Here is a 26,497-nt window from a genome sequence, read left to right on the forward strand (position 1 = left end):
AAACATTAATGAGAACGTTTATCAATCAAGGCGGTGTGAAGGAATCGACAATCGCTCCACCACGCTGCCGTTGTCGACGCTCTCCAGGTGCACGTCGAAGCCCCACAGGCGGTGCAGGTGGCGCAGCACCTCCTGGGCGGTGTCCGCCTCCAGCGGGCGGTGGTGCTGGCGCAGGTGCTGCAGGGTGAGGGATCGGTCGCCGCGCACGTCCGCCGAGTACACCTGGATGTTGGGTTCCTGGATGCTCAGGTTGTACTGCTCGGAGAGCCGGTTGCGGATCGCCTGGTAGCCGGGCTCGTTGTGGATGGCGTTGATCTCGATGTAGTCGCGCTCGGAGTCGTCCATCAGGCTGAACAGCTTGAATTCGCGGATCAGACGCGGTGACAGAAACTGCTGAATAAAGCTCTCGTCCTTGAAGCTTTCCATGGCGAACTTGAGCGTCGCCAGCCAGTCGCTGCCGGCGATGTCCGGAAACCACTGGCGGTCTTCGTCGGTGGGCGCCTCGCAGATGCGGCGGATGTCCTGGAACATGGCGAACCCCAGGGCGTAGGGGTTGATGCCGGAATAGTAGGGCGAATCGAACGGCGGCTGGTAAATCACCTGGCTGTGGTTCTGCAGGAATTCCAGCATAAAGCCGTCGTCCACGCGGCCCTGGTCGTAGAGCTCGTTAAGCAGCGTGTAGTGCCAGAAGGTGGCCCAGCCTTCGTTCATCACCTGGGTCTGTCGCTGGGGGTAGAAGTACTGCGCCATCTTGCGCACGATGCGGATCACCTCCCGCTGCCAGGGCTCCAGTAGCGGGGCGTTCTTCTCCAGGAAGTAGAGCAGGTTTTCCTGGGGCTCGGAGGGGAAGCGCCGGCTGGGCTCGCGGCGCTGCACCATCGGCTGCATGTCGGGAAAGGTTTTCCACAGTTCCGAGACCTGACGTTGCAGGGCCTCTTCCCGGTCGCGTTGGCGGCGCTTTTCCTCATGGGCGGAGATCGGCGTGGGCCTTTTGTAGCGGTCGACGCCGTAGTTCATCAGCGCGTGGCAGGAATCCAGGGTTTCCTCCACCGCGGTGACACCGTGGCGTTGCTCGCACTCGGCCAGGTAGTGGCGCGCGAACACCAGGTAATCAATGATCGCCGAGGCGTCGGTCCAGGTCTTGAACAGGTAGTTGCCCTTGAAGAAGGAGTTGTGGCCGTAACCGGCGTGGGCGATCACCAGCGCCTGCATGGTGATGGTGTTCTCTTCCATCAGGTAGGCGATGCAGGGGTTGGAGTTGATCACGATTTCGTAGGCGAGGCCCATCTGGCCGCGCCGGTAGCGGCTTTCCACCTCCACGAACTGTTTGCCGAACGACCAGTGGTTGTAGCCCACCGGCATGCCCACCGAGGAGTAGGCGTCCATCATCTGCTCCGAGGAGATCACCTCGATCTGGTTCGGGTAGGTGTCGAGCCCGAACTTGCCGTGGGCCAGCTCGGCGATGGCCTGGTCGTATTCCGCCAGGGTCTCGAAGTCCCAGTCGGAACCGCTGGAGATCAGTTTGCTGTCGGCCACGGTCATGCCACCTCCATGCGCTTCTTGAACAGGCGCCGGAATACCGGGTAGATGTCGCCCGGGTCGTCGATCTGCGCCATGGAGAACACGTCGCCACAGCGTTCCTGCACGCTCTGGTAATGCTCCCACAGGGCCTGGTGGCTGCGCGGCATCACCTCCACGTAGGAGAAATGCTGCATGCGCGGCAGCAGTTCCTTCTCCAGCAGCGCGGCGCAGCCCGGCGAATCGTCGTTCCAGTTGTCGCCGTCCGAGGCCTGGGCGCCGTACAGGTTCCACTCTTCCACCGGGTAGCGGGCCTTGATGGTGTCCAGGGTCAGCTTCAGCGCACTGGAGACGATGGTGCCGCCGGTCTCCCGGGAATAGAAGAACTCCTCTTCGTTGACTTCCTTGGCGCTGGTGTGGTGGCGGATGAACACCACCTCGGTGTGCTCGTAGTTGCGCTGCAGGAACAGGTAGAGCAGCAGGAAGAAGCGCTTGGCCAGGTCCTTCATGTCCTGATTCATGGAGCCGGACACATCCATGATGCAGAACATCACCGCGCGACTCACCGGCACCGGAACTTTGACATGGTGGTTGAAGCGCAGATCCACCTCATCCAGAAACGGAATGCGCTCGATACGCCGGCGCACCCGGTCGATCTGGGTGTCCAGGTCATTGAGGCGCTCATTGCGCTCCGGGGACTGGTCCTGGTTCAGCAGGGCGTCGCGCTCTTCCTCGAGCAGGCGCAGCCGGCGGCGGCTGGCCGCCGTGAGCGCGCGCCGGCGCATGGACGCCTGGCGCATGGAGCGCACGATGTTGATCTTCGCCGGCAGGCCGTGGCTGACGATGCCGCCGTGGCGGCGGTGAAAAGAGCGGCTGCCCTCCAGGTGCCGTTTGATCAGGTTGGGCAGCTCCAGGTCTTCGAACAGGAAGTTGAGAAATTCCCGCTGGTCGATTTCGAACGCGAACTCGTCGGCGCCTTCGCCGGAATCGCTGGCGTCCCGGCCACCGGCACCGCCTTCGCCGCCGGAGGGCTTCTTGACCCGGTCGCCGGCCTGAAACTCCCGGTTGCCCGGATGCACCACGTTGCGGCGCCCGCCGGAACCGTGATGAAAGCGCGGCTCGGACAAATCCTTTTCCGGAATGCTGATGCGCTCGCCTTGCTCCATATCGGTAATCGAGCGGCGGCCCACCGCCTCGTTCACCGCTTCACGAATATGCCGCCGGTAACGCTCCAAAAAGCGCTGCCGGTTCACCGTACTCTTGTTCTTCCCGTTGAGACGCCGGTCAATGATATAACTCATACCGCTCTCCACTACGAAAACTCACCAGGCGCGACGCCGGCACCGTACCTTCATCCGCGGGCACGGCCCCGCCGCCCAATCCGCCCCAACCCGCGCACTATTAACTATTCACTCTTAACTATTAACTGTCTTTTCATTGCGCTTTCCGCACCCGCAAATACCACTCCGACAACAACCGCACCTGTTTCTCCGTATACCCCCGGTCCATCATTCGCTTGACGAAATTGTCGTGCTTGCGGCGGTCGTCCTCGCTGCCCTTGGGGTTGAACGAGATCACCGGCAGCAGCTCTTCGGTGTTGGAGAACATCTTCTTCTCGATCACATCGCGCAGCTTCTGGTAGCTCATCCAGCTCGGGTTGCGGCCATTGTTGTTGGCGCGGGCGCGCAGCACGAAGTTGACCACCTCGTTGCGGAAATCCTTGGGGTTGGAAATGCCGGCCGGCTTTTCGATTTTTTCCAGCTCCTCGTTGAGGGACTGGCGGTCGAAAATCTCGCCGGTGTCCGGGTCGCGGAACTCCTGGTCCTGGATCCAGAAATCCGCGTACATCACGTAGCGGTCGAAAATGTTCTGGCCGTATTCGGAGTAGGATTCCAGGTAGGCGGTCTGGATTTCCTTGCCGATGAATTCCACATAGTGCGGCACCAGGTATTCCTTGATGAAGCGGCGGTACTGTTCCTGCAGCTCCTGGGGAAATTGTTCCTGCTCGATGCGCTGTTCCAGCACGTGCATCAGATGGACCGGGTTGGCCGCCACCTCGGAGTGATCGAAGTTGAACACCTTGGAGAGAATCTTGAACGCGAAACGGGTGGAGAGCCCGTCCATGCCCTCGTCGACCCCGGCCATGTCGCGGTACTCCTGCATCGACTTGGCGCGCGGGTCCACGTCCTTCAGGTTTTCGCCGTCATAGACCCGCATCTTGGAATAGATGCTGGAATTCTCCGGCTCCTTGAGGCGCGTGAGCACTGAGAACTGGGCCAGCATGCGCAGGGTGTCCGGCGCGCAGTGCGCTTCGCGCAGGCTGGAGTTGCGCAGCAGCTTGTCGTAGATCAGCTGCTCTTCGGTGACTCTCAGGCAGTAGGGAACCTTGACGATGAACACGCGGTCGATAAAGGCTTCGTTGTTCTTGTTGTGGCGGAAGGTCTGCCACTCGGCTTCGTTGGAGTGCGCCAGCACGATGCCGTCGAACGGAATCGCGCCCATGTGCTCGGTGCCGTTGTAGTTGCCCTCCTGGGTGGCGGTGAGCAACGGGTGCAGCACCTTGATCGGCGCCTTGAACATTTCCACGAACTCGAGCAGGCCCTGGTTGGCCCGGCACAGGCCGCCGGAAAAGCTGTAGGCGTCCGGGTCTTCCTGGGCGAATTCCTCCAGCTTGCGGATGTCCACCTTGCCCACCAGGGACGAGATGTCCTGGTTGTTTTCGTCGCCGGGCTCGGTCTTGGCCACCGCCACCTGGTCGAGAATCGACGGGTAGCGGCGCACCACGCGGAACTGGCTCAGGTCGCCGCCGTAGTCCTTCAGCCGCTTCACCGCCCAGGGCGACATGATGGTGCGCACATAGCGGCGCGGAATGCCGTACTCCTCTTCCAGAATCGGGCCGTCCTCTTCGGCGTCGAACAGGCACAGCGGCGATTCGTTCACCGGCGAATCCTTGATGGCGTAGAACGGCACCTTCTGCATCAGCGCCTTGAGCTTTTCCGCCAGTGAGGACTTGCCGCCGCCCACCGGGCCGAGCAAGTACAGAATCTGTTTTTTCTCTTCCAGGCCCTGAGCCGCGTGGCGGAAGTAACTGACGATGTTTTCGATTACGTCTTCCAGACCGTAGAACTCGTCGAAGGCCGGGTAGCGGCGGATCATTTTGTTGGAAAAAATCCGCGACAGGCGCGGGTCCTTGGAGGTGTCCACCAGCTCCGGCTCGCCGATGGCCATCAGCATGCGTTCGGGGGCGGACGCGTAGACACCGGGGTCGCTTTTACAGAGGGCGAGATACTCTTCCAGGGACATCTCGTCTTCCTGGCCTGCTTCGAACCGGGCCTGATAGTGACGAAGAATACTCATGCTTTACTCCCTCCTGGCGGTGCGCCGCGCCTGCGGTGTGCCGCGAGACAAGTACGGATGGCGATACGTGTGAAAACGGTGTTCGGGGAAAAACCATGCGAGTTTCGTTCCAATCGCAAGTGGAACGAACGGGAAAAGGGTAAAAGCGGGCCCCGGTGCCGGTCGGCGGCACGAAAAAGGAGACTAAGGGTCCACGCCTGACGCATTCGGACGCTCCTGGCCGGCGGGCTGGCGCCGGCGGCTTAAGCGGGCGGAATCGAATCACTTCGGTTCTAGCATGGCGCTAAAACGAAAGCCAAGTCAAAAGCAAAAAATTTTTCCGGCGGGAACTTTTTTTATAAATAAACCAATTGTGGCGGGCGCGTTAATAACGCGCGAAGAGGGCGCCGCCGGGCGGGGTCAGTGGCAGGCGCACTGAAAGCGGCGGCCGTCCTCCAGGCGCAGGGCGGTCAGGCAGCCGCCCCAGACGCAGCCGGTATCCAGGGCTTCCACCCCGGCGGTGCTGGTGCGGCCCTCCAGGGCGGCCCAGTGGCCGAACAGCACGCGGACGTCCCTTTCACGGCGTTGCGGGTGCTCAAACCAGGGCATAAAGCCGGGCGGTGGCTGATCCGGCTCGCCCTTGCTGCCCAGGTCCAGCTCGCCGGCGTCGTTGACGAAGCGCATGCGGGTGAAATAGTTGGTGATCACCCGCCAGCGGTCGGTGCCTTCCAGGCCGTCGTGCCAGCCGGCGGGGCTGTTGCCGTACATGTTGGCGAAGAACGCCTCGGCCTTGTCCGGCGACGCCAGCACGGTTTCCACTTCCAGGGCGCGGGCGCGGGCCTCGTCCAGCCGCCACAGCGGCGGCAGGCCGGCGTGCGTCATCACCGCCTGGAATTCGGGCACCTCCACCAGCAGCGGCCGGCTCTGCAGCCAGCCCAGCAGGTCATCCCGGTCGGGGGCGTCCAGAATCGGCTGCAGGGTGTCTTTGCTCTTCAGGCCGGCGTGGCCGTGGGACGTCGCCAGCAGGTGCAGGTCGTGGTTGCCCAGCACCACGCGGACGTTGTCCCGCAGCTGGTACACCCGGCGCAGGGCGCCCAGCGAGTCCGGGCCGCGGTTGACCAGGTCGCCGGCCAGCAGCAGCCGGTCGCGGTCCGGGTGGAAACCGATCTCATCGAGAAGGGCGTCGAAGGGGGCCAGGCAGCCCTGCAGGTCGCCGATCGCGTAGGTACTCATGGCCGGCCCCTCAGTGCAGCGCGCGCGGCACGGCGAGGGTGAAGGCGGGCACTTCCGCGTCGAAGCAGGTGCCATCTTCGGCGATCATCTGGTAACTGCCTTCCATGGTGCCCACTTCGGTTTCCAGGATGGCGCCGCTGGAGTAATGAAACTCCTGGCCCGGCGCGATGCTGGGCTGTTCGCCCACCACGCCTTCACCGTGCACCTCGCGGGAGCGTTCCTCGCCGTCGGTGATCACCCAGTGACGGGTCAGCAGACGCGCGGTTACCGCGCCCCGGTTGAGGATGCGGATGTGGTAGGCGAACACCCAGCGCTGGCCGTCCTCGTCGCTTTGATCGGGCAGATACTCGGTTTCCACGGTGACCTGCATGCGGTAGCGGTCGGTATCGATGGCGGTGTCGTCCACGGCGGTCATGGCGTCGGCTCCTTGGTTGTTCCGGGTCCCGGCTTCGGCGCGGTGGCGTTGGCCAGGGTCACGTAGTCCGCGACGGACAGGTGATCCGGGCGCAGGCCGGGATCGATGCCGGCGGTGTCGAACACCTCCGGGGCGATCAGTGTTTTCAGGCTGTTGCGGATCGCCTTGCGGCGCTGGCTGAACGCCTGCGCCACCAGCCGGCTCAGCCAGGCCGGGTCATCCGCCGGCCACGGCGGGCGGGCGTAGGGAATCAGGCGCACCACGGCGGAATCCACCTTGGGGGGCGGTTGAAACGCCCCGGGCGGCACCGGAAACAGGTAATCCGCCTGACAATGATACTGCACCATCACCGACAGGCGCCCGTAATCCTTGCCGCCGGGGGCGGCGGTCAGCCGTTCCACCACTTCCTTCTGCAGCATGAAGGTCATGTCGGCGATGGCGCCGGTCTGCGCCAGCAGGTGGAAAATCAGCGGCGTGGAGATGTTGTAGGGCAGATTGCCGACCACCCGCAGCGGGCCTTGCCCGGCGAGGGCGGTGAAGTCGAAGCGCAGGGCGTCGCTCTGGTGGATGGTGAGGCGGTCTTCCGGCACCTGGTCGCGCAGCCGGCCGATCAGGTCCCGGTCCAGTTCCACCACCGTCAGGTGCGCCACCTGTTCCAGCAGCGGGAACGTCAGGGCGCCCTGGCCGGGGCCGATTTCCACCACGGTCTCGCCGTCGCGGGGCGCCACCGAGCGCACCAGCCGGTCGATGATCTCGGCGTCGTGCAGGAAGTGCTGGCCGAAGCGTTTGCGGGCGCGATGTTCGCTCATGGGCTCTCCTGGCCTTCGGTGCGGGCGGCCAGATCCGCCGCCAGGCGGGTGGCGGCCAGCAGGCTGCCGGCGCGGGCCCGGCCGGTGCCGGCCAGGTCGAAGGCGGTGCCGTGGTCCACCGAGGTGCGGATGAACGGCAGCCCCAGGGTCAGGTTCACCGCCTCGCCGAAGCCGGCGTATTTCAGCACCGGCAGGCCCTGGTCGTGGTACATGGCGAGCACCGCGTCGTGTTGCGCCAGCAGGTCCGGTTGGAAGGCGGTGTCCGCCGGCACCGGGCCGGTCAGCTGCAGGCCCTGGTCGCGCAGGCGCGCCAGGGTGGGAATGATCACATCCAGTTCCTCGCGGCCCAGGTGGCCGCCTTCGCCGGCGTGGGGGTTGAGCCCCAGCACCAGAATTCGGGGGCGCGGCAGGGCGAACTTGCGGCGCAGGTCGTCGTGCAGGATGGTCAGGGTGCGCGTCAGGGCGGCATCGGTGATCGCCGCCGGCACCCGCGCCAGGGGCAGGTGGGTGGTGGCCAGCGCCACCCGCAGGTCGCCGGCGGTGAGCATCATCACCACCTGGTCGACGCCGGCCCGCTCGGCCAGGAATTCGGTGTGGCCGGTGAAGGCGGGGTCGGCGCCGTCACAGATGATGTTTTTGGCCACCGGCGCGGTGACCATGGCGGCGAAGGTGCCGTCCAGGCAGCCGTCGGCGGCCCGCTCCAGCATCGCCAGGGTGCCGGCGCCGGTGGCCGGGTCCGGCTGTCCGGCGGTCACGGTGGCGCCGGCCGGGCAGTGCCACAGCACGGCGCCGTGCTCCGGCGCGGGCCGGCCCGGCGCCCATTCCGGCAACGGCAGTTCCAAGCTGAGCGCGGCGGCCCGCGCCGCCAGTACGTCACGGTCGGCGAGCAGCACCAGGGGCAGGTCCGGCAGCGCCGCCGGCAGCGCGGCCAGCAGGTCCGGACCGATGCCGGCGGGGTCACCGGCGGTGATGGCGATCGGGCGCCGCGTCATGATTGCAGGCGGATATCCACGTAGGCTTCCGCGCGCTGCTCCTGCAGCCAGGTTTGCAGCTCTTCGTCGAAGCGGCGCTTCTGCAGCGCCTTGCGGGCCTGCAGCTCGCGGAACTGGTCGCTCATGTCCGCTTCCCGGGTCTCTTCCACGCGCAGGAAGTGCCAGCCGAACTGGCTTTCGAACACCGGTGACAGCTGGCCGGGCGGGGTTTCCACCATCATCTGCTCGAATTCGGGCACCATTTCGCCGGGGGTGACCCAGCCCAGCTCGCCGCCCTGGCGGCCGCTGCCCGGGTCGTCGGAGTGTTCCGCCGCCGCTTCCGCGAAGCTCAGTTCGCCGCTGGCCACCTGGTCGTGAACCCGGTTGATCTCCGCGCGGGCCTGCTCCTCGCTGGTGAGGGTGTCGGCGCGCACCAGAACGTGGCGCACCTGGTACTGGGTGACCACTTTCTCGGCGCCGCCGCCGCGGCGGTCGATCATCTTGAGAATGTGGAAGCCGGCGCCGGAGCGCAGCGGCTCGCTGATGTCGCCCTTGTTCATGTCGATCGCCGCGTCGGCGAACAGACTCGGCCACTGGGCCGCTTCCCGCCAGCCCAGGTCGCCGCCTTCCAGCGCCTCCGGGCCGTCCGATTCGGACACCGCGGTCTCCGCGAAGTCGGCGCCGTCGCGCAGGCGCCGCACCAGGGCCTCGGCCTCTTCCTGGGCCGCGCTCACCTGTTCCGGGCTGGCGTTGCCGGGCACCTTGACCAGGATGTGGCCGAGGTGGAAATCCGCCTGGAACATCTGGCGGCCGGTTTCCGACTCCAGGAACCGTTGCACTTCGCGGTCGGTGACCCGCACCCGGGACGCCACGCTGCGTTGCTGCAGCCGGGACACCACCATCTCGCCGCGCACCTGCTCGCGGAAACGGGACCAGTCGTAGCCGTCGGCGCGCAGGGCGTCGGCGAACTGCTGCAGGGTCATGTTGTTCTGCCGGGCGATGCCGGACAGCGCCTGGTTAAGGGCGCCGTCGTCGACGCGGATGCCGGCCCGCTCCGCCATCTGCAGCTGCAGACGCTCCAGGATTACCCGGTCGAGGACCTGCTCGCGCAGCACCTCGCGGGGCGGCAGCGGGCGGTTGTCGCCTCGGAACTGGGCGGCGATTTCGTCCACCCGTTCCTGGAGCTCGCTTTCCATGATCACGCCGTCGTTGACCACCGCCACGATGCGGTCGAGCATTTCCACCTGGGCATGGACGCCCGGGGACAGCAAAATCGTCGCGCTCAGCAACCAGGTTGCCAGAGACCTAATCATACTCACTCCTGTATCCGGGAATGCTGCGTTCCAGCAGGGAATCCACCCGGCCGCCGAAGCCGCCCAGCCCGGTCATTTGAATCTGTAGTAGCACGGTGGTGTCCGCTTCCAGCGTGGTGTCACCGTCTTCGTCGGTGAGTTCCCGCTGGCTCAGCAAACGGATTTTCCAACAGCAGTTACGCCATTCCGCGCCCGCCAGTGTTTCCACGGTGCGCTGGTTCTCATAGTCGTAGAGCCAGCGGCCCACCAGCCGCCAGTTGTTGTGGATCGGCAGGATGGCGGCGATCTCCGACTGGCGGATGTCGTCCGCGGGACGATCGTGGAAGGCCAGGTTGAACACCCGCCGCTCCCGATCCGTATAGCCCAGGCGCATCGAGGAGCGCTGCCGCTCGTTGGCGTGCGTATCCCATTGTCCCTCCGTGTAGAGGTACCAATCGTGCCCAAAGTTCCAGCGCATGTCGGCGACCATGGGGGTCTGGTCGGCGTCGTCCGGCGGTTCGCCGTCCAGTTGCACCTTGCGCTCGCCCCGGTAGAAGCCCTGGCCGAGGCGCAAGCGCAGCTGCTCGCGGCCGTCGGCGTTGCGCAGGAAGCGGCTGGTCAGACCCAGCGACGCCTTTTCCTCGTCGCCGAAGCGGTCGTAACCGATGAACCGGTTCTGCCGGAACAGCGTATTGTACGAGAAGGTCAGCTCGCCGCTGTCGAAATTGGGCAGCTGGTCCTGCTGCTCGTAGGCCAGTTTGTTGATGAACAGCCGCGGCTCCAGGGTTTGCGTGTAGCCGCGCCCGAACAGATTGGTCTCGCGCTCCAGGAACAGCCCGGAATCCACGCTTGCGCCCCAGGTGCTCAGGGTGGCGTCGCTGGCGGAGGTTTCCGCGTCGTCGAGCTGGTAACGGTTATGGTAAAGCCGCGCCTGGGGTTCCACATAGCCCCAGCTCTCCTCCATGCGCACCGCCAGGCCCGGGGCCAGGTGCACGCGGGCGCCGGTGGGGTTGTTGCTGGTGTCCTTGTCGGAGCGGTCAAAGGCGGTCACGTCGCTGAGCCACAGGCCGCGCACCGGGCCCAGCAGTTCCGGATCGCCGGACAGCTGCAGCTGCGGCAGGCGGCGGTAGGGCAGCTGGTCGTCCGGCAGCGTCGGGTCGATGGTCTGCCAGGATTGCAGACGCGCCAGCGCCCGCCAGTCGCGGCCGAAGTAGCGGGCCTGGCCGAGCCGGGGCAGATGGGTGCGGGAGCTCACCTCCAGGCCGGTATCCAGATCCTTGAAATAGAAGTCGTCGGACACGTAGTTCACATCGGAGGTGAGCGCCCAGCGCCCCACCGAGCCGTCGTGTTGCCAGGCGGCCAGCTCCCGGTTCTCGCCGTCGAACTCGCTGTCGTTGAACAGCACGCCGTAGCTGAGGCGGCCCTGGCCCAGGTCGGACAGGTAGCGGAACTCGCCTTCCACGCCGCTGCCCCGGCCGTCGATATGGCGCGGTGCGATGGTGGCGTCCATCTGCGGGTGGATGTTGATATAGATCGGCTGGGTCAGGTCCACACCGCCGCTGTCGCTGGTGCTGATGGTGGGGAACAGCAGGCCGGTCTTGCGACGCTCGTCGATCGGGAAGGTGATCCACGGCAGCCACAGAAGCGGCATGCCCTTGACGCGCAGGGTCACGTCGCGGGCCTCGCCCCAGCCCTTTTCCCGGTCCAGCCGGATTTGCCGGCCGCCCAGTTCCCAGCCGTTGGAGCCGGGCGCGCAGGTGGTGTAGGTGCCCTGCTCAATGGTGGTGAAATTGTCCACCAGATCAATGTGCTCGGCGGTGCCCCGGGCGCCCGGGCCGAACAGCGCGTAGCGGACCCGGTTGAGGCTCGCCTCGCGGCGCTGGGTCTGGCCGCTCATGCCGTCGGCGATGAAGGTGAACTGGTCGGTTTCCAGGCGCAGGCTGTTGGCCACCTCGAATTTGCCGCTGGACTGATCGAGCAGGGCGGATTGGCTGGTCAGGCGCCGGCCGGGGCGCTCGATCAGCACCTCGCCGTCCATGTTGATCAGCCCGTCCTCGGTGAGGCTGGTGCTGTCGGCGGTGATGATGATGTCGCTCTGATCCGCCGGCACACCCACGGACGGGTTGTAATAGATGCCGCTGCACCAGACCGGAATCGGCCGCTGCTGCACCGGCGGCAGGCTCGTCATGGTGTCGCGGTCGACCCAATTGAGGTCGTCGTCGGCTCCGGCGACGCCGGCCAGCAAAAGGGCGAGGCCGGTTAAAAACAATCGTGAGGGCAGTGGCATCGGCTGCTCGGAACAGGTAAAAAGGGCCGTTTCGCAATCGCGGCAGTGTAATGGATTGATGGTGGCAATGCAGCCAGAGAAGGGTAACTCCGATATTCGCCGCCGGGCACTGGACCAATGGGTCGGTGACTGGCTGGGTGCGCCGGTGAGCGGCGAAGTGGCGTCCGCCGACGCCAGCTTCCGGCGCTACTTCCGCTACCGGCACGGCGGCCGCACCCTGGTGGCCATGGACGCGCCGCCGGAGCAGGAGGACTGCCGGCCCTTCGTGGACGTGGCCGGCCGCCTGGCCCGCGCCGGCGTGGCGGTGCCGGAGATTCTCCACCAGGACCTGGAACAGGGCTTTCTGCTGCTCACCGACATGGGCCGGGAAACCTGGCTCACCGCCCTGGACGGGGGCAACGCGGACGCCTGGTTCGACGCCGCCCTGGAGACGCTGATCACCCAGCAGCGCTTCGCCGACACCCAAGGGCTGCCCGAGTATGACCGGGCCCTGCTGCGCCGCGAGCTGGACCTGTTTCCGCACTGGTACCTGGGCGAGCACCGGGGCCTGCGCCCGGACGGCGACACCGCCGGGCGGCTGGAGACGGTGTTCGAGACGTTGATCGAGTCCGCCCTGGCCCAGCCCCGGGTGTTCGTGCACCGCGATTTCATGCCGCGCAATCTGATGGTCAGCGACCCCAACCCCGGGGTGATCGACTTCCAGGACGCGGTGGCCGGGCCGATCAGCTACGACCTGATCAGCCTGTTCAAGGACGCCTTTCTGAGCTGGCCGGAGGCGCGCGTGCTGGAGTGGCTGCGCGATTACCACCGGCGCGCCGCCGCGGCCGGGCTGCCGGTGCCGGCGGCGTTCGACGACCTGCTGCGCTGGTGCGATCTGATGGGCGCCCAGCGGCATCTGAAGGTGATCGGCATCTTTGCCCGCATCCGCCACCGCGACGGCAAGCCGAAATACCTGGAAGACGCGCCCCGCTTCTTCGCCTACCTGCGCACCGTGATCGCCCGCCGCCCGGACGAGCTGGGCGACCTGGGGCGGCTGCTGGATCTCTGGGAGTGCCCCTGATGCGCGCCATGATCCTGGCCGCCGGCTACGGAAAACGGATGCGCCCGCTCACCGATCACACCCCCAAGCCGCTGCTGCTGGCCGGCGGCAAGCCGCTGATCGAGTACCACATCGAAGCGCTGCGCGGCGCCGGCGTCGAGCAGCTGGTGATCAACACCGGCTGGCTGGGCGAGCGGCTGGAGGCGCACCTGGGTGACGGCGAACGCCTGGGCGTGTCGATCCGCTGGTCCCGGGAAGGCACCCCGCTGGAAACCGCCGGCGGCATCCGCCGGGCCCTGCCGTTGCTGGGGCCGGACCCGTTTCTGCTGGTCAACGGCGACATCTGGACCGACTACGATTTCAGCGCCCTGGTCGACGCGCCGGTGGGCGACGACCTGGCGCGGCTGGTGCTGGTGGACAACCCGGCCCACCACGACAGCGGCGATTTCCATTTAACAGCCGGGGGCCGGGTAAGCGATAATGCCGAGCCCCGGCTCACCTACGCCGGTATCGCCCGGCTCGCCCCGGCCCTGTTCGCCGCGCTCGACGACGGTGAGCGCCGGCTGGCGCCGGTGCTGCGCGCCGCCATGGCGCAGCAGCGGGTCAGCGGCGAGCACCACCGCGGCCACTGGTGGGACATCGGCACCCCGGAACGGTTGGCGGCGCTCGACCGTTTTCTGGCCGCCCCGCACACTGACTAAGGACATTTCATGGCCAAGCAAACCGACTTCATCGCCCCCTCCATTCTCGCCGCCGACTTCGCGCGCCTGGGCGAGGAGTGCGACGCGGTGCTTGCCGCCGGCGCCGACATGATCCACTTCGACGTCATGGACAACCACTACGTGCCCAACCTGACCATCGGCCCGATGGTCTGCAAGGCGCTGCGTCAGCACGGTATTACCGCGCCCATCGACGTCCATCTGATGGTCAGCCCGGTGGACGATCTGATCCGCATGTTCGCCGACGCCGGCGCCTCCATGATCACCTTCCACCCGGAAGCCTCCGCCCACGTGGATCGCTCTCTGCAGCTGATTCACGACGCCGGCTGCCAGGCCGGGCTGGTGCTCAACCCGGCGACCAGCCCGGCGTGCCTGGAGTACGTGATGGACAAGCTCGACATGGTGTTGTTGATGAGCGTCAATCCGGGCTTCGGCGGCCAGTCGTTCATTCCCGGCACCCTGGGCAAGATCGAGCAAGTGCGCGCCCTGATCGACGCCAGCGGCCGGGACATCCGCCTGGAAGTGGACGGCGGTGTCTCGGAAAAGAACATCCGCCAGGTGGCGGCCGCCGGCGCCGACACCTTCGTGGCCGGCTCCGCGATTTTCGGCAAGGACGATTACCCGGCGGTGATCGGCGAGCTGCGCCGGGAGCTGGCCGGCGCCTGACGCCGTTGTGAAATTTCGTAATGATGCCGGGTCCGCGCTTGTGGACCCGGCCTTCCCCCGCCGAAGCTGAGCCCCTTTCTCCCCGCGACGGAAGCGAGAATGCAAGGAGGCGATATGCTCTCTCAGTGGTTGACTTGGCCGGTGCTGGCGGTCTGGGCCGTGATATCCCTGGCCTGCGCCGCCTGGGTGATCCAGGACCTGCGCCGCCACAACGCCTTCCTGGGCGGCATGATGAAGGTCGCCTGGGTGCTGACGGTGCTGTATTCCGGCCCCCTGGGCCTGGCGGTGTACTGGTACACCGGGCGCGGCCAGATCGCCCACGATTCCCTGTGGCGCAAGAGCTTCCGCTCCGTGGCCCACTGTTATTCAGGCTGCGGGCTGGGCGAAATCATCGGCGTGCTGACGCTGGCCGGGCTGCTGGCGATCAGCGGCTGGCCGGTGAACCTGGTGTCGTTCGCGCTCGCTTACGTTATCGGTTTCGCCTTTACGCTGGGCCCGCTGATGCAGGCCGGCGAGGCGTTCCGGGTGGCGCTGAAGGATTCGGTGGTGGCGGAGTCCATCAGTATCACCGTGATGGAAGTGGTGGCCCTGTCGGTGAACGCGGGGCTGGCCGGCGACGCCCGGATCGGCGACCCGGTGTTCTGGGGCGCGCTGATTATCTCCCTGTCCATGGGGTTGCTGGCGGCCTATCCCGTCAATGTGCTGCTGATCCGCTTCGGCGTGAAAGAGGGCATGCACAACCCCAAGCACATGATGGAACACCAGGGGCACCACTGACTTTGGCGTTGGCCGGCGCCGCCGGCCGGCGGTATAGTCCGCAAAACGCTGTTCCGAAAACCCAGGGAGACGCCGTTTCCGTGCTTTTTGCCCCCGTTCTTCAGCGCGCCTCACTGCCGGTGCTTTTGATACTGGCGGCCTTGCTTGTCGGCTGCGCCAGCCGCCCGGCGCCCCATGTGGAAGAGCGTGCCGCCGGCGGCGAGCCGCCGCCGCTGCTGCGCGACGACGTGCCCGCCCAGGGCGCCGGGGGCGAGAGCTCGCCGGTGCTGCCGCTGCTGCGCGCCCAGGCGGAGCGCTGGCGCGGCGTGCCGTACCGGCTTGGCGGCAGCAGCGAGGCCGGCGTGGATTGTTCCGCCTTCGTGCAGATCACCTTCCGGTCCAAGCTCGGCGTGGACCTGCCGCGCACCACCGAGGAGCTGGCCCGCGAAGGGGAGCGCGTGGACCGTTCCGAACTGCAGGCCGGCGACCTGGTGTTCTTCAAGACCGGCTTCCGCCAGCGCCATGTGGGCATCTACATGGGCGGCAAGCGCTTCCTGCACGCCTCCACCAGCCGTGGGGTGATGACCTCGTCGTTGAACAACGTCTATTGGAAGGAGCGTTACTGGAAGGCGCGCCGCATCGAGCTGGAGGATCAGCCCGCGGCGCTGTCGGTGTCCGACGAATCCCGGTAGACCACCGCGCGCACGTCCAGCGCGCGGCCATCGCGGCTTTGCACCGCCACGGTCCGCACCGGTTCGCCGTTGGCCCGGTCGACCAGTTCCGGGCCGTCGCTTTCCCCGTTCCAGCGGTCGCTCCACTGACGCAGCGCGGTGATCACCGTGAACAGATCCCGCCCCTTGTCGGTGAGCCGGTACTCGTAGCGGGTGCCGTGCTCGCCCACGTCCTGCTTGATCAGCACGCCGGTCTCCAGCAGCCGCGCCAGCCGGTCGCAGAGAATATTGCGGGCGATGCCCAGGTTCTGCTGAAAGTCCACGAACCGGCGAGTGCCGAGCATGGCTTCTTTCACCACCAGAAGGGACCACCAGTCGCCCACGTCATTGAGCGCGCGGGCCACCGAGCAGTGGGTGTCGGGAAATCGTTTACGGACCATACGGGCAGTGTGCCAAATACGGTTGCAAGAAGAAACCGTTATGGGTACGGTTTCGAAACGCAACCGAATTGCCTGTTATCGTATCCCTGTCTGGAGTGCCCCAATGAGCGCTGATCTGGCCCCTTTGTTCCGTCCTTTTGAATGCAAATCCCTGAAGCTGCGTAACCGGGTGGCGATGGCGCCCATGACCCGCAATTTCTCGCCGGGCCAGGTGCCCACCGAGGAAGTGGCCGGCTACTACCGGCGCCGCGCCGAGGGCGAAGTGGGGCTGCTGATCACCGAGGGCACCACCGTGGGCCACCCCGGCGCGCCGGGCCACGACAGCGTGCCGGCGTTCCACGGCGAAGCGGCGCTCAACGGCTGGAAGGAAGTGGTGCGCCAGGTGCACGCCGCCAACGGTGCGATCATTCCCCAGCTGTGGCACGTGGGCGGCACCCGCCGGCCCGGCGTGGGCCCGGACAAGGACGCCCCCGGTTATTCCCCGTCCGGCCTGTTCAAGCCCGGCAAGCCCAACGGCGAAGCCATGACCCTGAAGGACATCCAGGACGTGATCCAGGCGTTCGCGGATTCCGCCCGCGCCGCCAAGGAGATCGGCTTCGACGGCGTGGAGATCCACGGCGCCCACGGCTACCTGCTGGACCAGTTCTTCTGGGAAGGCACCAACCAGCGTGACGACCAGTACGGCGGCTCCCTGGAAAACCGCGCCCGCTTCGGCGTGGAAATCGTCGAGGCGGTGCGCGCCGCGGTGGGCGAGGACTTCGCCATCGTGCTGCGCTTCTCGCAGTGGAAGCAGCAGGATTATGAAGCGCGTCTGGCGGAAACCCCGGAAGAGCTGGAGCGCTTCTTGACGCTGTTCACCGACGCCGGCGTGGACGTGTTCCACGCCTCCACCCGCCGCTTCTGGACCCCGGAATTCGAAGGCTCCGACCTGAATCTGGCCGGCTGGACCCGCAAGCTCACCGGCAAGCCGGTGATCTCGGTGGGCAGCGTGGGGCTGGACGACGACTTTATCGGCGCCAACAACCAGGGCATCGGCGGCAACGCCAACCCCAAGGGCATCGAGGACCTGGCCAAGCGCATGGCGGCGGACGAGTTCGACCTGATCGCGGTGGGCCGCGCCCTGCTGCAGGACCCCAACTGGCTGGTCAAAATGCGCAACGGCCAGCATGATGAGATCGAGCCGTTCACCAAGGCGGCGTTGGGCTCACTGAGCTAGCGGCACTCACGGCGCGGGCGATAACAAGGAGAACACCGATGCCCTCTGACCCACACCCGCCCGCCCTCCAGGCGATCGAGACCTGGCGGGCCGGCGGTGCCACCTTCGACTGGAACGGCCAGGACATCTGGTACCGGGACGAGGGCGGCGCCGACCGCCCGGTGCTGGTGATGATCCACGGCTTCCCCACCGCCAGCTGGGACTGGCGGCACATCCTGCCGGCGTTCGCCGCCGACTACCGGGTGATCATGATGGACCTGCTGGGCTTTGGGCTCAGCGCCAAGCCGCGCCGCTTTCCCTACAGCATTCTCGCCCAGGCGGACATGGTGGAAGCCCTGCTCGCCGAGCTGGGCGTGGCGCGCTGCCGGATACTGGCCCACGACTACGGCGACACCGTCACCCAGGAGCTGCTGGCCCGCCACGGCGAGCGCGCCGACCGGCAACAGCCCGGCCTGCGGATCGACAAAGTGGTGCTGCTCAACGGCGGCCTGTTCCCGGAAACCCACCTGCCGGTGCGCCTGCAGAAACTGCTGATCAGCCCGCTCGGCCCCCTGGTGGTGAAGTTCTTCACCTTCGAGAAGATGGAAGCCACCTTCCGCCACATCTGCGCCCGGCCCCTGCCGGACGGCGAAGTGGCGGGCTACTGGGCGTTGCTGCAGCACCGTAACGGCCGCGCGGTGATGCCGCGCCTGATTCGCTACATGGAGGAGCGGCGCCGCCACCGTGAACGCTGGGTGGGCGCCCTGCGCGACGCGGCGCGGCGCGGTATCCCGGTGCGTTTGATCGACGGTACCGAGGACCCGGTGTCCGGCGGCCACATGGTGGCGCGCTACCGGGAGCTGATTCCCGACCCGGACGTGGTGGAACTGGCCGGCGTCGGCCACTACCCACAGACCGAAGCGCCGGACGCCGTGATCGACGCCGCCCGGCCTTTCCTGGTGTGAACAGGCTCTAGTCGCTGGCTTCCAGGGATTTGTTGATGCGCAACGCCAGCAGCGTGCAGACCACCCCGGAGAGCAGGTAGACACTGACGTAGGCGAGGCCGAAGTTGGCCGACAGCCCGAGCGCCACCAGCGGCGCGAAGGCGGCGCCGAACAACCAGGCGAAATCGGACGTGAGGGCCGCGCCGGTGTAGCGGAAGCGGCGCTCGAAGTTGGTGGTCACGGTGCCGGCGGCCTGGCCGTAGGACACGCCCAGCAGGGCGAAGCCGATCAGGATAAAGGCGTCCTGCTGGATCGGGGAGCCGTCCAGCAGCATCGGCGTGAACAGCGCGAAGACACCGATCAGACAGGCCAGCAACGCCACCGTGGTGCGTTTGCCGATGCGATCGGCGATCCAGCCGGAGGCGATGGTGCCGAACACGGCGAGCACCGCGCCGGCGAGCTGGACGCCGAGCACGTCGTGGATCGACTGGCTTTCGTTAAAGCTGATCCAGGACAGCGGGAAAATGGTCACCATATGGAACAGGGCGTAGCTGGCCAGCGCCGCGAAGGAACCGATGAAGATGTTGTAGCCCTGCCGGCGCAGCATCTCGCGGGTGCCGATGGGCTCCAGTTCGCCTTCTTCCAGGGCGCGGGTGTACTCATCGGTGACCACCAGGCGCAGGCGCGCGAACAGCGCCACCACGTTGATCGCGAAGGCGACGAAGAACGGATAGCGCCAACCCCATCCCAGGAAATCCTCACTGGAGAGGCTCAGCACCAGGTACAGGAACAGGGCCGCGGCCACCAGGAAGCCGATCGGCGCGCCCAGCTGGCCGAGCATGGCGTACCAGCTGCGCCGATGGCGCGGCGCGTTCAGTGCCAGCAGAGAGGGCAGGCCGTCCCAGGAACCGCCCAGCGCGAAGCCCTGCAGAATACGGAACAGCGCCAGCAGCAGGATGGTCCAGACGCCCAGGGTGTCATAGGTGGGCAGCAACGCCATGCCGACGGTGGCGGTGCCCAGCATGAACAGCGCCACGGTGAGTTTCACGCCGCGGCCCCAGTGCCGCTGAATGGTCATGAACAGGGCGGTGCCGAAGGGCCGGGCCAGGAACGCGAAGGAAAAAATAATGAACGCCGCCAGCATCCCTTCCAGGCGCCCCAGGAACGGGAAGAACACGTAGGGGAACACCAGCACCGAGGCGATGCCGAACACGAAGAAATCAAAATATTCCGAGGCGCGGCCGATCACCACGCCCACGGCGATTTCCCCGGGCGCCACCTTGGAGCGGTCGGCGGTGGTATTACGCAGATCCTGTTCCAGGGTAGTGACGGGCGTCGTGGTTTGATCTTGGCTGCTGGACATGATGCTGGCTCTTTATGCAAACAAAGGGTTAAGCACGTCAACGGACGACCAATGCATAGCATCGCCTGAACCCGGGGCCCGCCGCCATAGGACAAAATGTCCAATTCCCGCGACGTCCCCCAACGAGTAGAGTCGTTCGTATCGTGGGCCACAAATCCTGATCCGGCAATGGCATTTCCCAAGCTGTTTTCATTATCCAGGCCGCTTCGAGGCGCCCTTCTATCCGTTCCCCTGGCCCTGCTGGCGGGCTGTGACATGGTGGTGATGTCGCCCTCCGGGGATGTCGCCATGCAACAGCGTGATCTGATTCTCTGGGCCACCGGTCTGATGCTGATCGTGATCGTGCCGGTGATCATCATGACGCTGATGTTCGCCTGGCGGTATCGCGCTTCCAACCGGGACGCGGAGTATTCGCCGGACTGGGATCACTCGACCATGCTCGAGCTGGTGATCTGGGCGGTGCCGTTGCTGATCATCATCGCGCTGGGCGCGATCACCTGGGTGAGCACCCATAAGCTGGACCCGTATCGTCCGCTGGACCGCATCGACGCCAGCCGCCCGGTGCCCGAAGGCACCGAGCCGCTGGTGGTGCAGGTGGTGTCGCTGGAGTGGAAATGGCTGTTCTTCTATCCGGAGCAGGGCATCGCCACCGTCAACGAACTGGCGGCGCCGGTGGACCGGCCGATCCGCTTCGAGATCACCTCGCACTCGAACATGAACTCGTTCTACATCCCCGCGCTGGCCGGGCAGATCTATTCCATGGCGGGCATGGAGACCAAGCTGCACGGCGTGATCAACGAGCCCGGCGTGTACGACGGTTTCTCCGCCAACTACAGCGGCGCCGGTTTCTCCCACATGCGCTTCCATTTCCACGGCCTGGAAACGGAGGCGGACTTTGAAGACTGGGTGGAAAAGGTGCGTGACGATGGCGGCGAGCTCAGCCGGGCGTCCTACAAGCAACTCGCCGAACCCAGCCAGAAGGAACCGGTGCGCTATTACGCCGATGTCGATCCCGGGCTGTATGACGCCATCCTGAACCGCTGCGTGGACCCGGGCACGGTGTGCATGAAGGACATGATGGATCATCACGGTTCGGCGCACACCAATGACCATGATGAACATCATGACCACGGATCTCATGGGAACTGAACATGCTTGAGCAACTCGATCTCACCCAGCTGATTTTCGGACGTCTGTCCTGGGACGCCATTCCGCTCCATGACCCGGTGATCGTGGCAACGTTCGTGGTCGTGGCGATCGGCGGCGCCGCCCTGTTGGGGGCGCTGACCTATTACCGCGTCTGGGGCTACCTGTGGAAAGAGTGGTTCACCAGTATCGACCACAAAAAGATCGGCATCATGTACATGGTGCTGGGTCTGGTGATGCTGCTGCGCGGCTTTGCCGACGCCATCATGATGCGCATTCAGCAGGCCTGGGCGTTCGGCGACGCCACCGGTTACCTGCCGCCGGATCATTACGATCAGATCTTTACCGCCCACGGCGTGATCATGATCTTCTTCGTCGCCATGCCGCTGATCACCGGCATCATGAACTACATCATTCCGTTGCAGATCGGCGCCCGGGATGTGGCCTTCCCGTTTCTCAATAACTTCAGCTTCTGGATGACCGCCAGCGGCGCCGCCCTGGTGATGGCGTCCCTGTTCATCGGTGAGTTCGCCAAGACCGGCTGGCTGGCCTACCCGCCGCTATCGGGGATCATGGAAAGCCCCGGGGTGGGGGTGGATTACTATCTATGGGCGCTACAGATCGCCGGGGTGGGCACCTTGCTATCGGGCATCAACCTGTTGGTGACCATCGTCAAGATGCGCGCCCCCGGCATGAATCTGATGAAAATGCCGGTGTTCACCTGGACCTCCCTGTGCACCAACGTCCTGATCGTCGCCGCCTTCCCGGTACTCACCGCGGTGCTGGGCATGCTGCTGCTGGACCGTTATCTCGGCACCGCCTTCTTCACCAATGATCTGGGCGGCAACGTGATGATGTACATCAACCTGATCTGGATCTGGGGTCACCCGGAGGTGTACATCCTGATTCTGCCGGCCTTCGGTATCTTCTCCGAGGTGGTGTCCACCTACAGCGGCAAGCGCCTGTTCGGCTATGCCTCCATGGTCTACGCCACGGTGGTGATCACGGTGCTCTCCTACATGGTCTGGCTGCACCACTTCTTCACCATGGGGTCGGGGGCCAGCGTGAATTCGTTCTTCGGCATCACCACCATGATCATCTCGATCCCCACCGGGGCGAAGATTTTCAACTGGCTGTTCACCATGTACCGGGGCCGTATCCGCTTCGAGGTACCCATGCTGTGGACCATCGGTTTCATCATCACCTTCGTGATCGGTGGCATGACCGGTGTGTTGCTGGCGGTGCCGCCGGCGGACTTCGTGCTGCACAACAGCCTGTTCCTGGTGGCGCATTTCCATAACGTGATCATCGGCGGGGTGCTGTTCGGTCTGTTCGCCGGCATCACCTACTGGTACCCGAAGGCGTTCGGTTACAAGCTGGACCCGTTCTGGGGCAAGATGTCGTTCTGGTTCTGGACCATCGGCTTCTACTTCGCCTTCATGCCGCTGTACGTGCTCGGCCTGATGGGCGTGACCCGGCGCATGAGCCAGTTCGAGGAAGACGCCGCCATGCAGTTCTGGTTCCAGGTGGCCGCCTTCGGCGCCTTCCTGATCGCCCTGGGTATTCTGTTCTTCATCGTGCAGTTGGTGGTCAGCCATCGCCGCCGGGATCAGCTGCGCGACACCACCGGCGACCCCTGGGACGGCCGCACCCTGGAGTGGGCCACCTCGTCGCCGCCGCCGCAGTACAACTTCGCCTTCACGCCCCGGGTGCATGATCTGGATGCCTGGTGGCAGATGAAGCAGCACAAGTACCGCCGGCCGGAGCAGGGCTTCAAGGCCATCCATATGCCGAAGAATACCGCCGCGGGCATCATTCTCGCCGGTATCAGCACGGTGCTGGGCTTCGCCCTGGTGTGGCACATGTGGTTGCTGGCGGGGGTGAGCTTCGCCGCGCTGCTGGCGGTCGCCATCGGCCATACCTTTAACTATGACCGTGACTATCACATTCCCGCCGAAGAAGTGGAGCGGGTGGAAGCGGAACGTACGCGGATGTTAGCCAGCCATGTCTGAGACCACCTACACCCCGGAAAGCGGTGACGTGGAAGCCCTGGAGTTTCACGTCACCGAGGATCATCACCCGGAAACCGGCACGTTGCTGGGGTTCTGGCTCTATCTGATGAGCGACTGCCTGATCTTCGCCTGTCTGTTCGCCACCTATGGCGTGCTGGGGCGCAGTTACGCGGGCGGCCCCACCGGCGCCGAGCTGTTCGATCTGCCGCTGGTGGCGATCAACACCTCGTTCCTGCTGCTGTCGTCGATCACCTATGGCTTCGCCATGCTGGAGACGCAGCGCAAGCGGGTCGGCGCCACCATCGGCTGGCTGGCGGTGACCGGTCTGTTGGGCGTGGCCTTCCTGGGCCTGGAGCTGTACGAGTTCGCCCATCTGTTGAATGAAGGGGCGGGCCCGCAGCGCAGCGCCTTCCTGACCTCCTTCTTCGCCCTGGTGGGTACGCACGGCCTGCACGTGCTGTTCGGTATCATCTGGCTGGTGGTGCTGGTGGTGCAGCTGCGTAAGCACGGGCTGATCGTCGAGAACCAGCGCCGTCTGTTCTGTCTGTCCATGTTCTGGCATTTCCTGGATGTGGTCTGGATCGGCGTGTTCACCTTTGTCTACCTGATGGGAGTCCTGCCATGAGCGATCATCACGACGCGGCTCACGACGACGTCCTCCCCGATGCGCCGCACAGTACCTTCAAGGGGTACATGACCGGCTTCGTGCTCGCCGTGGTGCTCACGGTGATCCCGTTCTGGGTGGTGATGGCCGACGTGTTCGAGAGCACCGGCGTCACCGCCCTGGTGATCCTCAGCCTGGCGGCGGTGCAGATCGTGGTGCACATGATCTATTTCCTGCACATGAACTTCCGCTCCCAGGGCGGCTGGAACATGCTGGCGCTGATTTTCACGGCGGTGATCGTGTTCATTACCCTGGCCGGTTCGCTGTGGGTCATGTACCACCTGAACGTGAACATGATGCCGGGGATGATGCAGGACCCCTGGGGCTGAGATGGCCCCGCGGACTGCCCGCCGCTGGCCGGGGCGGCTGCTGTGGGGCGCCCTGGCGCTGCTGGCGTTCATCGGCTTCCTGGCGCTCGGCCAGTGGCAGCTGGAGCGGCGGGCCTGGAAGCTGGACCTGATCGAGCGGGTCGAGCAGCGCGTGGACGCGCCCCCGGTGGCCGCCCCGGCGGGCGCCGACATCGACCCGCAAGAGTACGAATATCTGCGGGTGCGCCTGCACGGCGAGTTCCTGCACCAGCGGGAGACGCTGGTGCAGGCCAGCACCGTTCTCGGCAGCGGTTACTGGGTATTGACCCCGCTGCGCCGCCAGGACGGTACCACGGTACTGGTCAACCGGGGCTTCGTGGCACCGGAGAACCGGCAACGGGCGCAGCGCCGGGAGGGCGAGCCGCGCGGGCCCGTGACGATCACCGGCCTGCTGCGCTCCAGCGAACCGGGCGGTGCCTTTCTGCGCGATAACGCGCCGGAAAAGGACCGCTGGTATTCCCGCGACGTGGCCGCCATTGCCAAGGCCCGTGGCCTGGACCGGGTGGCGCCGTACTTCGTCGACGCCGAGGCGCCGCCGCTGGCTGAAGGCGGCGGTGCCGGTCAGCCGGTGTCCGGCCTCACCGTGATCCAATTCCGCAATAATCACCTGGTCTATGCGCTCACCTGGTTTATGCTCGCGCTGATGGTGGCCGGCGGCGCCGGCTACGCGGCCCGGGAAGAATTCCGGCCGCGCCGATCAGGAGACCCGCGATGATTCCGCCCAGCGCGACCACGCCGGTGGACGACGACGCCACCGGGCGCAAGAACATGCAGCAGCTGATCCAGCTGCGCTGGATCGCCGTGCTCGGTCAGGTGGGCACCATCCTGGTGGTCTTCTTCGTGTTCAGGATCGAGCTGCCGCTGCTGTATATGTTCGCGGTGCTGGCCGGGCTGGTGGCGTTCAACGGCGCCAGCCTGCTGCGCCTGCGGCTGCGGCGGCCGGTCAGTAACGGCGAGCTGTTCGTCGCCCTGCTGGTGGACGTGATCACGCTCACCATGCAGCTCTATCTCAGCGGCGGCGCCACCAACCCCTTTATTTTCCTCTACCTGCTGCAGGTGGTGCTGGCGGCGGTGCTGCTGGAGGCCTGGTCCACCTGGATCATTCTGCTGGTCACCGCCGGCTGTTTCGTGGCTCTGGAGTTCGCCGCCCGGCCGCTGCCGTTGCCGCTCGACTACGAACTGGGCCCGCTGAGCCTCTATATCCAGGGCATGCTGCTGTGCTTCGTGCTCAACGCGGTGCTGCTGGTGATCTTTATCAACCGCATTACCCGCAACCGGCGCGACCGGGACGCGCGTCTGGCGGCCCTGCGCCAGCGCGCCGCCGAGGAAGAGCACATCGTGCGCATGGGCCTGCTGGCCTCCGGCGCCGCCCACGAACTGGGCACGCCGTTGGCCACCCTGGCGGTGATCCTGGGCGACTGGCGGCGCATGTCGGTGTTCCAGTCCGACCCGGATCTGGCCCAGGAGATCGGCGAAATGCAGACCCAGGTGCTGCGCTGCAAATCCATCGTCAGCGGTATTCTGCTGTCCGCCGGCGAGGCCCGCGGCGAAGCCTCGGAGGAGACCACCGTGCACGCCTTCGTCGACGAGCTGGTGGCGGAGTGGCGCACCACCCGCCCGGTGAACGACTTCGAATACCGCAACCTGTTCGGCGAGGACCGGGCGATCATCTCCGATTCCGCGCTCAAACAGACCGTGCATAACGTGCTCGACAACGCCCTGGAGGCGTCGCCGCACTGGGTGGGGCTGGAAGTCAGCCGCCGCGACGATACGCTGATCGTCTCGGTGATGGACCAGGGCGCCGGTTTTTCCGAGGCCATGCTCAGCCATCTTGGGCGCCCCTACCAGTCCACTAAGGGCCGTCCCGGCGGCGGCCTGGGCCTGTTCCTGGTGTTCAATGTGGTGCGCACCCTGGGCGGCAACGTCCGCGCCGGCAACCGCCCCCAGGGCGGCGCCGTGGTGACGCTGACGCTGCCGTTGTCGGCGCTTACCATCGATGAACAGGAGATTGATGAACAGCGGATGGATGAACCGGACCGGAAGGAGGGCGGTTATGAGCACTGAGCAGCCGGAACACCAGCGAACCCTGCTGATCGTCGAGGACGACGCCGCGTTCGCCCGTACCCTGGGCCGTTCGTTCGAACGGCGCGGCTATCAAGTGCGCCACGCGGACAGCCTGGACGTGTTGCGCGAGGTGCTGAGCGAGCAAACCCCGGACTACGCGGTGGTGGATCTCAAGCTCAAAGGCGGCGCCTCCGGTCTGGCCTGCGTGCAGGCCCTGCGCGAGCACGACCCGGAAACCCTGATCGTGGTGCTCACCGGCTACGCCAGCATCGCCACCGCGGTGGAAGCGATCAAGCTCGGCGCCTGCCACTACCTGGCCAAACCCTCCAACACCGACGACATCGAAGCCGCCTTCGAACGCGCCGAAGGCAACGTGGAAGTGGAAGTCACCGGCCGCCCCACCTCGATCAAAACCCTGGAGTGGGAACGCATCCACGAAACCCTCGCCGAGACCGACTTCAACATCTCCGAAACCGCCCGCCGCCTCGGCATGCACCGCCGCACCCTCGCCCGCAAACTCGGCAAACGACAAGTGAAATGAAAGCAGTTAATAGTGAATAGTTAGCAGTTAACAGTGAATAGTTAACAG

At 65.7% G+C, this 26,497-nt stretch carries 25 protein-coding genes; 14 read left to right on the forward strand and 11 right to left on the reverse strand.

Features of this window, described 5'->3' with window-relative positions:
* Positions 1-21: 21 nt before the first annotated feature.
* The 9 genes from ACMG4O_RS05935 to ACMG4O_RS05975 form a co-directional block, all read right to left on the reverse strand.
* On the reverse strand, positions 22-1,542 hold the full coding sequence (locus tag ACMG4O_RS05935; protein WP_370210043.1) for a SpoVR family protein: 1,521 nt from the start codon (positions 1,540-1,542) through the stop codon (positions 22-24).
* Positions 1,539-2,819 carry a YeaH/YhbH family protein gene (locus ACMG4O_RS05940; RefSeq protein WP_414434637.1) on the reverse strand — a complete coding sequence of 427 codons (1,281 nt, stop codon included), beginning with the start codon at positions 2,817-2,819 and terminating at the stop codon, positions 1,539-1,541. Before ACMG4O_RS05940 ends, ACMG4O_RS05935 begins: the two co-directional genes overlap by 4 nt.
* Before the next feature lie 133 nt (positions 2,820-2,952).
* A complete protein-coding gene (locus ACMG4O_RS05945; protein ID WP_142947306.1) occupies positions 2,953-4,875 on the reverse strand; it encodes a PrkA family serine protein kinase in 1,923 nt (640 codons plus the stop codon).
* A gap of 399 nt (positions 4,876-5,274) precedes the next feature.
* A complete protein-coding gene (locus ACMG4O_RS05950) occupies positions 5,275-6,087 on the reverse strand; it encodes a symmetrical bis(5'-nucleosyl)-tetraphosphatase (RefSeq protein WP_414434638.1) in 813 nt (270 codons plus the stop codon).
* A 10-nt stretch (positions 6,088-6,097) separates the two neighbouring features.
* Entirely contained in the window at positions 6,098-6,502 is a 405-nt protein-coding gene (apaG, locus tag ACMG4O_RS05955; protein WP_142947304.1) for a Co2+/Mg2+ efflux protein ApaG, read from the reverse strand.
* Complete coding sequence (gene rsmA, locus ACMG4O_RS05960; protein ID WP_370202795.1) at positions 6,499-7,311, reverse strand: 16S rRNA (adenine(1518)-N(6)/adenine(1519)-N(6))-dimethyltransferase RsmA; 813 nt, start codon at positions 7,309-7,311, stop codon at positions 6,499-6,501. The genes apaG and rsmA overlap by 4 nt, the downstream gene beginning before the upstream one ends.
* The gene (gene pdxA, locus ACMG4O_RS05965; protein ID WP_414434639.1) at positions 7,308-8,303 is read right to left on the reverse strand and encodes a 4-hydroxythreonine-4-phosphate dehydrogenase PdxA; all 996 of its coding nucleotides are present in this window, start codon (positions 8,301-8,303) and stop codon (positions 7,308-7,310) included. The genes rsmA and pdxA overlap by 4 nt, the downstream gene beginning before the upstream one ends.
* Entirely contained in the window at positions 8,300-9,595 is a 1,296-nt protein-coding gene (locus ACMG4O_RS05970) for a peptidylprolyl isomerase (RefSeq protein WP_414434640.1), read from the reverse strand. Before ACMG4O_RS05970 ends, pdxA begins: the two co-directional genes overlap by 4 nt.
* The gene (locus ACMG4O_RS05975; protein WP_194856823.1) at positions 9,588-11,861 is read right to left on the reverse strand and encodes an LPS-assembly protein LptD; all 2,274 of its coding nucleotides are present in this window, start codon (positions 11,859-11,861) and stop codon (positions 9,588-9,590) included. Before ACMG4O_RS05975 ends, ACMG4O_RS05970 begins: the two co-directional genes overlap by 8 nt.
* A gap of 67 nt (positions 11,862-11,928) precedes the next feature.
* Between ACMG4O_RS05975 and ACMG4O_RS05980 the strand changes: the two genes are divergently transcribed.
* The 5 genes from ACMG4O_RS05980 to ACMG4O_RS06000 all read left to right on the forward strand — a co-directional run bounded on the left by ACMG4O_RS05980 (position 11,929) and on the right by ACMG4O_RS06000 (position 15,733).
* Complete coding sequence (locus tag ACMG4O_RS05980) at positions 11,929-12,921, forward strand: aminoglycoside phosphotransferase family protein (protein ID WP_414434641.1); 993 nt, start codon at positions 11,929-11,931, stop codon at positions 12,919-12,921.
* Complete coding sequence (gene murU / locus ACMG4O_RS05985; protein ID WP_370202800.1) at positions 12,921-13,601, forward strand: N-acetylmuramate alpha-1-phosphate uridylyltransferase MurU; 681 nt, start codon at positions 12,921-12,923, stop codon at positions 13,599-13,601. Before ACMG4O_RS05980 ends, murU begins: the two co-directional genes overlap by 1 nt.
* Positions 13,602-13,610: 9 nt before the next feature.
* Positions 13,611-14,285, forward strand: coding sequence for a ribulose-phosphate 3-epimerase (gene rpe / locus ACMG4O_RS05990; RefSeq protein WP_370202802.1), 675 nt, complete (start codon positions 13,611-13,613; stop codon positions 14,283-14,285).
* 114 nt (positions 14,286-14,399) lie between these two features.
* Positions 14,400-15,062, forward strand: a complete 663-nt coding sequence (locus ACMG4O_RS05995) for a DUF4396 domain-containing protein (RefSeq protein WP_228548194.1) — start codon at positions 14,400-14,402, stop codon at positions 15,060-15,062.
* A gap of 80 nt (positions 15,063-15,142) precedes the next feature.
* On the forward strand, positions 15,143-15,733 hold the full coding sequence (locus ACMG4O_RS06000; protein ID WP_414434642.1) for an NlpC/P60 family protein: 591 nt from the start codon (positions 15,143-15,145) through the stop codon (positions 15,731-15,733).
* On the opposite strand, the gene ACMG4O_RS06005 is transcribed toward ACMG4O_RS06000, so the two are convergent.
* Positions 15,694-16,152: a winged helix-turn-helix transcriptional regulator gene (locus ACMG4O_RS06005; protein WP_414434643.1), complete on the reverse strand. Its 459-nt coding sequence runs from the start codon at positions 16,150-16,152 to the stop codon at positions 15,694-15,696. The genes ACMG4O_RS06000 and ACMG4O_RS06005 overlap by 40 nt on opposite strands.
* 103 nt (positions 16,153-16,255) lie before the next feature.
* Between ACMG4O_RS06005 and ACMG4O_RS06010 the strand changes: the two genes are divergently transcribed.
* Together ACMG4O_RS06010 and ACMG4O_RS06015 are read left to right on the forward strand one after the other, a co-directional pair.
* Positions 16,256-17,368 carry an NADH:flavin oxidoreductase gene (locus ACMG4O_RS06010; RefSeq protein ID WP_414434644.1) on the forward strand — a complete coding sequence of 371 codons (1,113 nt, stop codon included), beginning with the start codon at positions 16,256-16,258 and terminating at the stop codon, positions 17,366-17,368.
* Between the two features lie 38 nt (positions 17,369-17,406).
* The gene (locus tag ACMG4O_RS06015) at positions 17,407-18,312 is read left to right on the forward strand and encodes an alpha/beta fold hydrolase (protein ID WP_194855948.1); all 906 of its coding nucleotides are present in this window, start codon (positions 17,407-17,409) and stop codon (positions 18,310-18,312) included.
* A 7-nt stretch (positions 18,313-18,319) separates the two neighbouring features.
* Here ACMG4O_RS06015 and ACMG4O_RS06020 read toward each other — a convergent pair whose 3' ends face one another.
* The gene (locus ACMG4O_RS06020; protein WP_194855949.1) at positions 18,320-19,654 is read right to left on the reverse strand and encodes an MFS transporter; all 1,335 of its coding nucleotides are present in this window, start codon (positions 19,652-19,654) and stop codon (positions 18,320-18,322) included.
* 168 nt (positions 19,655-19,822) lie between these two features.
* On the opposite strand from ACMG4O_RS06020, the gene cyoA reads away from it, so the two are divergent.
* From cyoA to ACMG4O_RS06055, 7 genes are read left to right on the forward strand one after another with little or no spacing between them, the layout of a single operon-like run.
* The gene (cyoA, locus tag ACMG4O_RS06025; RefSeq protein WP_194855950.1) at positions 19,823-20,803 is read left to right on the forward strand and encodes a ubiquinol oxidase subunit II; all 981 of its coding nucleotides are present in this window, start codon (positions 19,823-19,825) and stop codon (positions 20,801-20,803) included.
* Between the two features lie 2 nt (positions 20,804-20,805).
* Positions 20,806-22,812 carry a cytochrome o ubiquinol oxidase subunit I gene (cyoB, locus tag ACMG4O_RS06030; protein WP_194855951.1) on the forward strand — a complete coding sequence of 669 codons (2,007 nt, stop codon included), beginning with the start codon at positions 20,806-20,808 and terminating at the stop codon, positions 22,810-22,812.
* Positions 22,805-23,437 (forward strand): cytochrome o ubiquinol oxidase subunit III, encoded by a 633-nt coding sequence (gene cyoC / locus ACMG4O_RS06035; protein ID WP_067606448.1) that lies wholly within the window; start codon positions 22,805-22,807, stop codon positions 23,435-23,437. The genes cyoB and cyoC overlap by 8 nt, the downstream gene beginning before the upstream one ends.
* Positions 23,434-23,805 (forward strand): cytochrome o ubiquinol oxidase subunit IV, encoded by a 372-nt coding sequence (gene cyoD, locus ACMG4O_RS06040; RefSeq protein ID WP_067610483.1) that lies wholly within the window; start codon positions 23,434-23,436, stop codon positions 23,803-23,805. The genes cyoC and cyoD overlap by 4 nt, the downstream gene beginning before the upstream one ends.
* 1 nt (position 23,806) lies before the next feature.
* The gene (locus ACMG4O_RS06045) at positions 23,807-24,559 is read left to right on the forward strand and encodes an SURF1 family protein (RefSeq protein ID WP_194855952.1); all 753 of its coding nucleotides are present in this window, start codon (positions 23,807-23,809) and stop codon (positions 24,557-24,559) included.
* Positions 24,556-25,908: an ATP-binding protein gene (locus ACMG4O_RS06050; protein ID WP_370202334.1), complete on the forward strand. Its 1,353-nt coding sequence runs from the start codon at positions 24,556-24,558 to the stop codon at positions 25,906-25,908. The genes ACMG4O_RS06045 and ACMG4O_RS06050 overlap by 4 nt, the downstream gene beginning before the upstream one ends.
* Positions 25,898-26,449, forward strand: coding sequence for a response regulator transcription factor (locus tag ACMG4O_RS06055; RefSeq protein WP_194855954.1), 552 nt, complete (start codon positions 25,898-25,900; stop codon positions 26,447-26,449). The genes ACMG4O_RS06050 and ACMG4O_RS06055 overlap by 11 nt, the downstream gene beginning before the upstream one ends.
* Positions 26,450-26,497 lie beyond the last annotated feature (48 nt).

Source organism: Alloalcanivorax venustensis (assembly GCF_047495515.1).
Classification (GTDB): domain Bacteria; phylum Pseudomonadota; class Gammaproteobacteria; order Pseudomonadales; family Alcanivoracaceae; genus Alloalcanivorax; species Alloalcanivorax venustensis.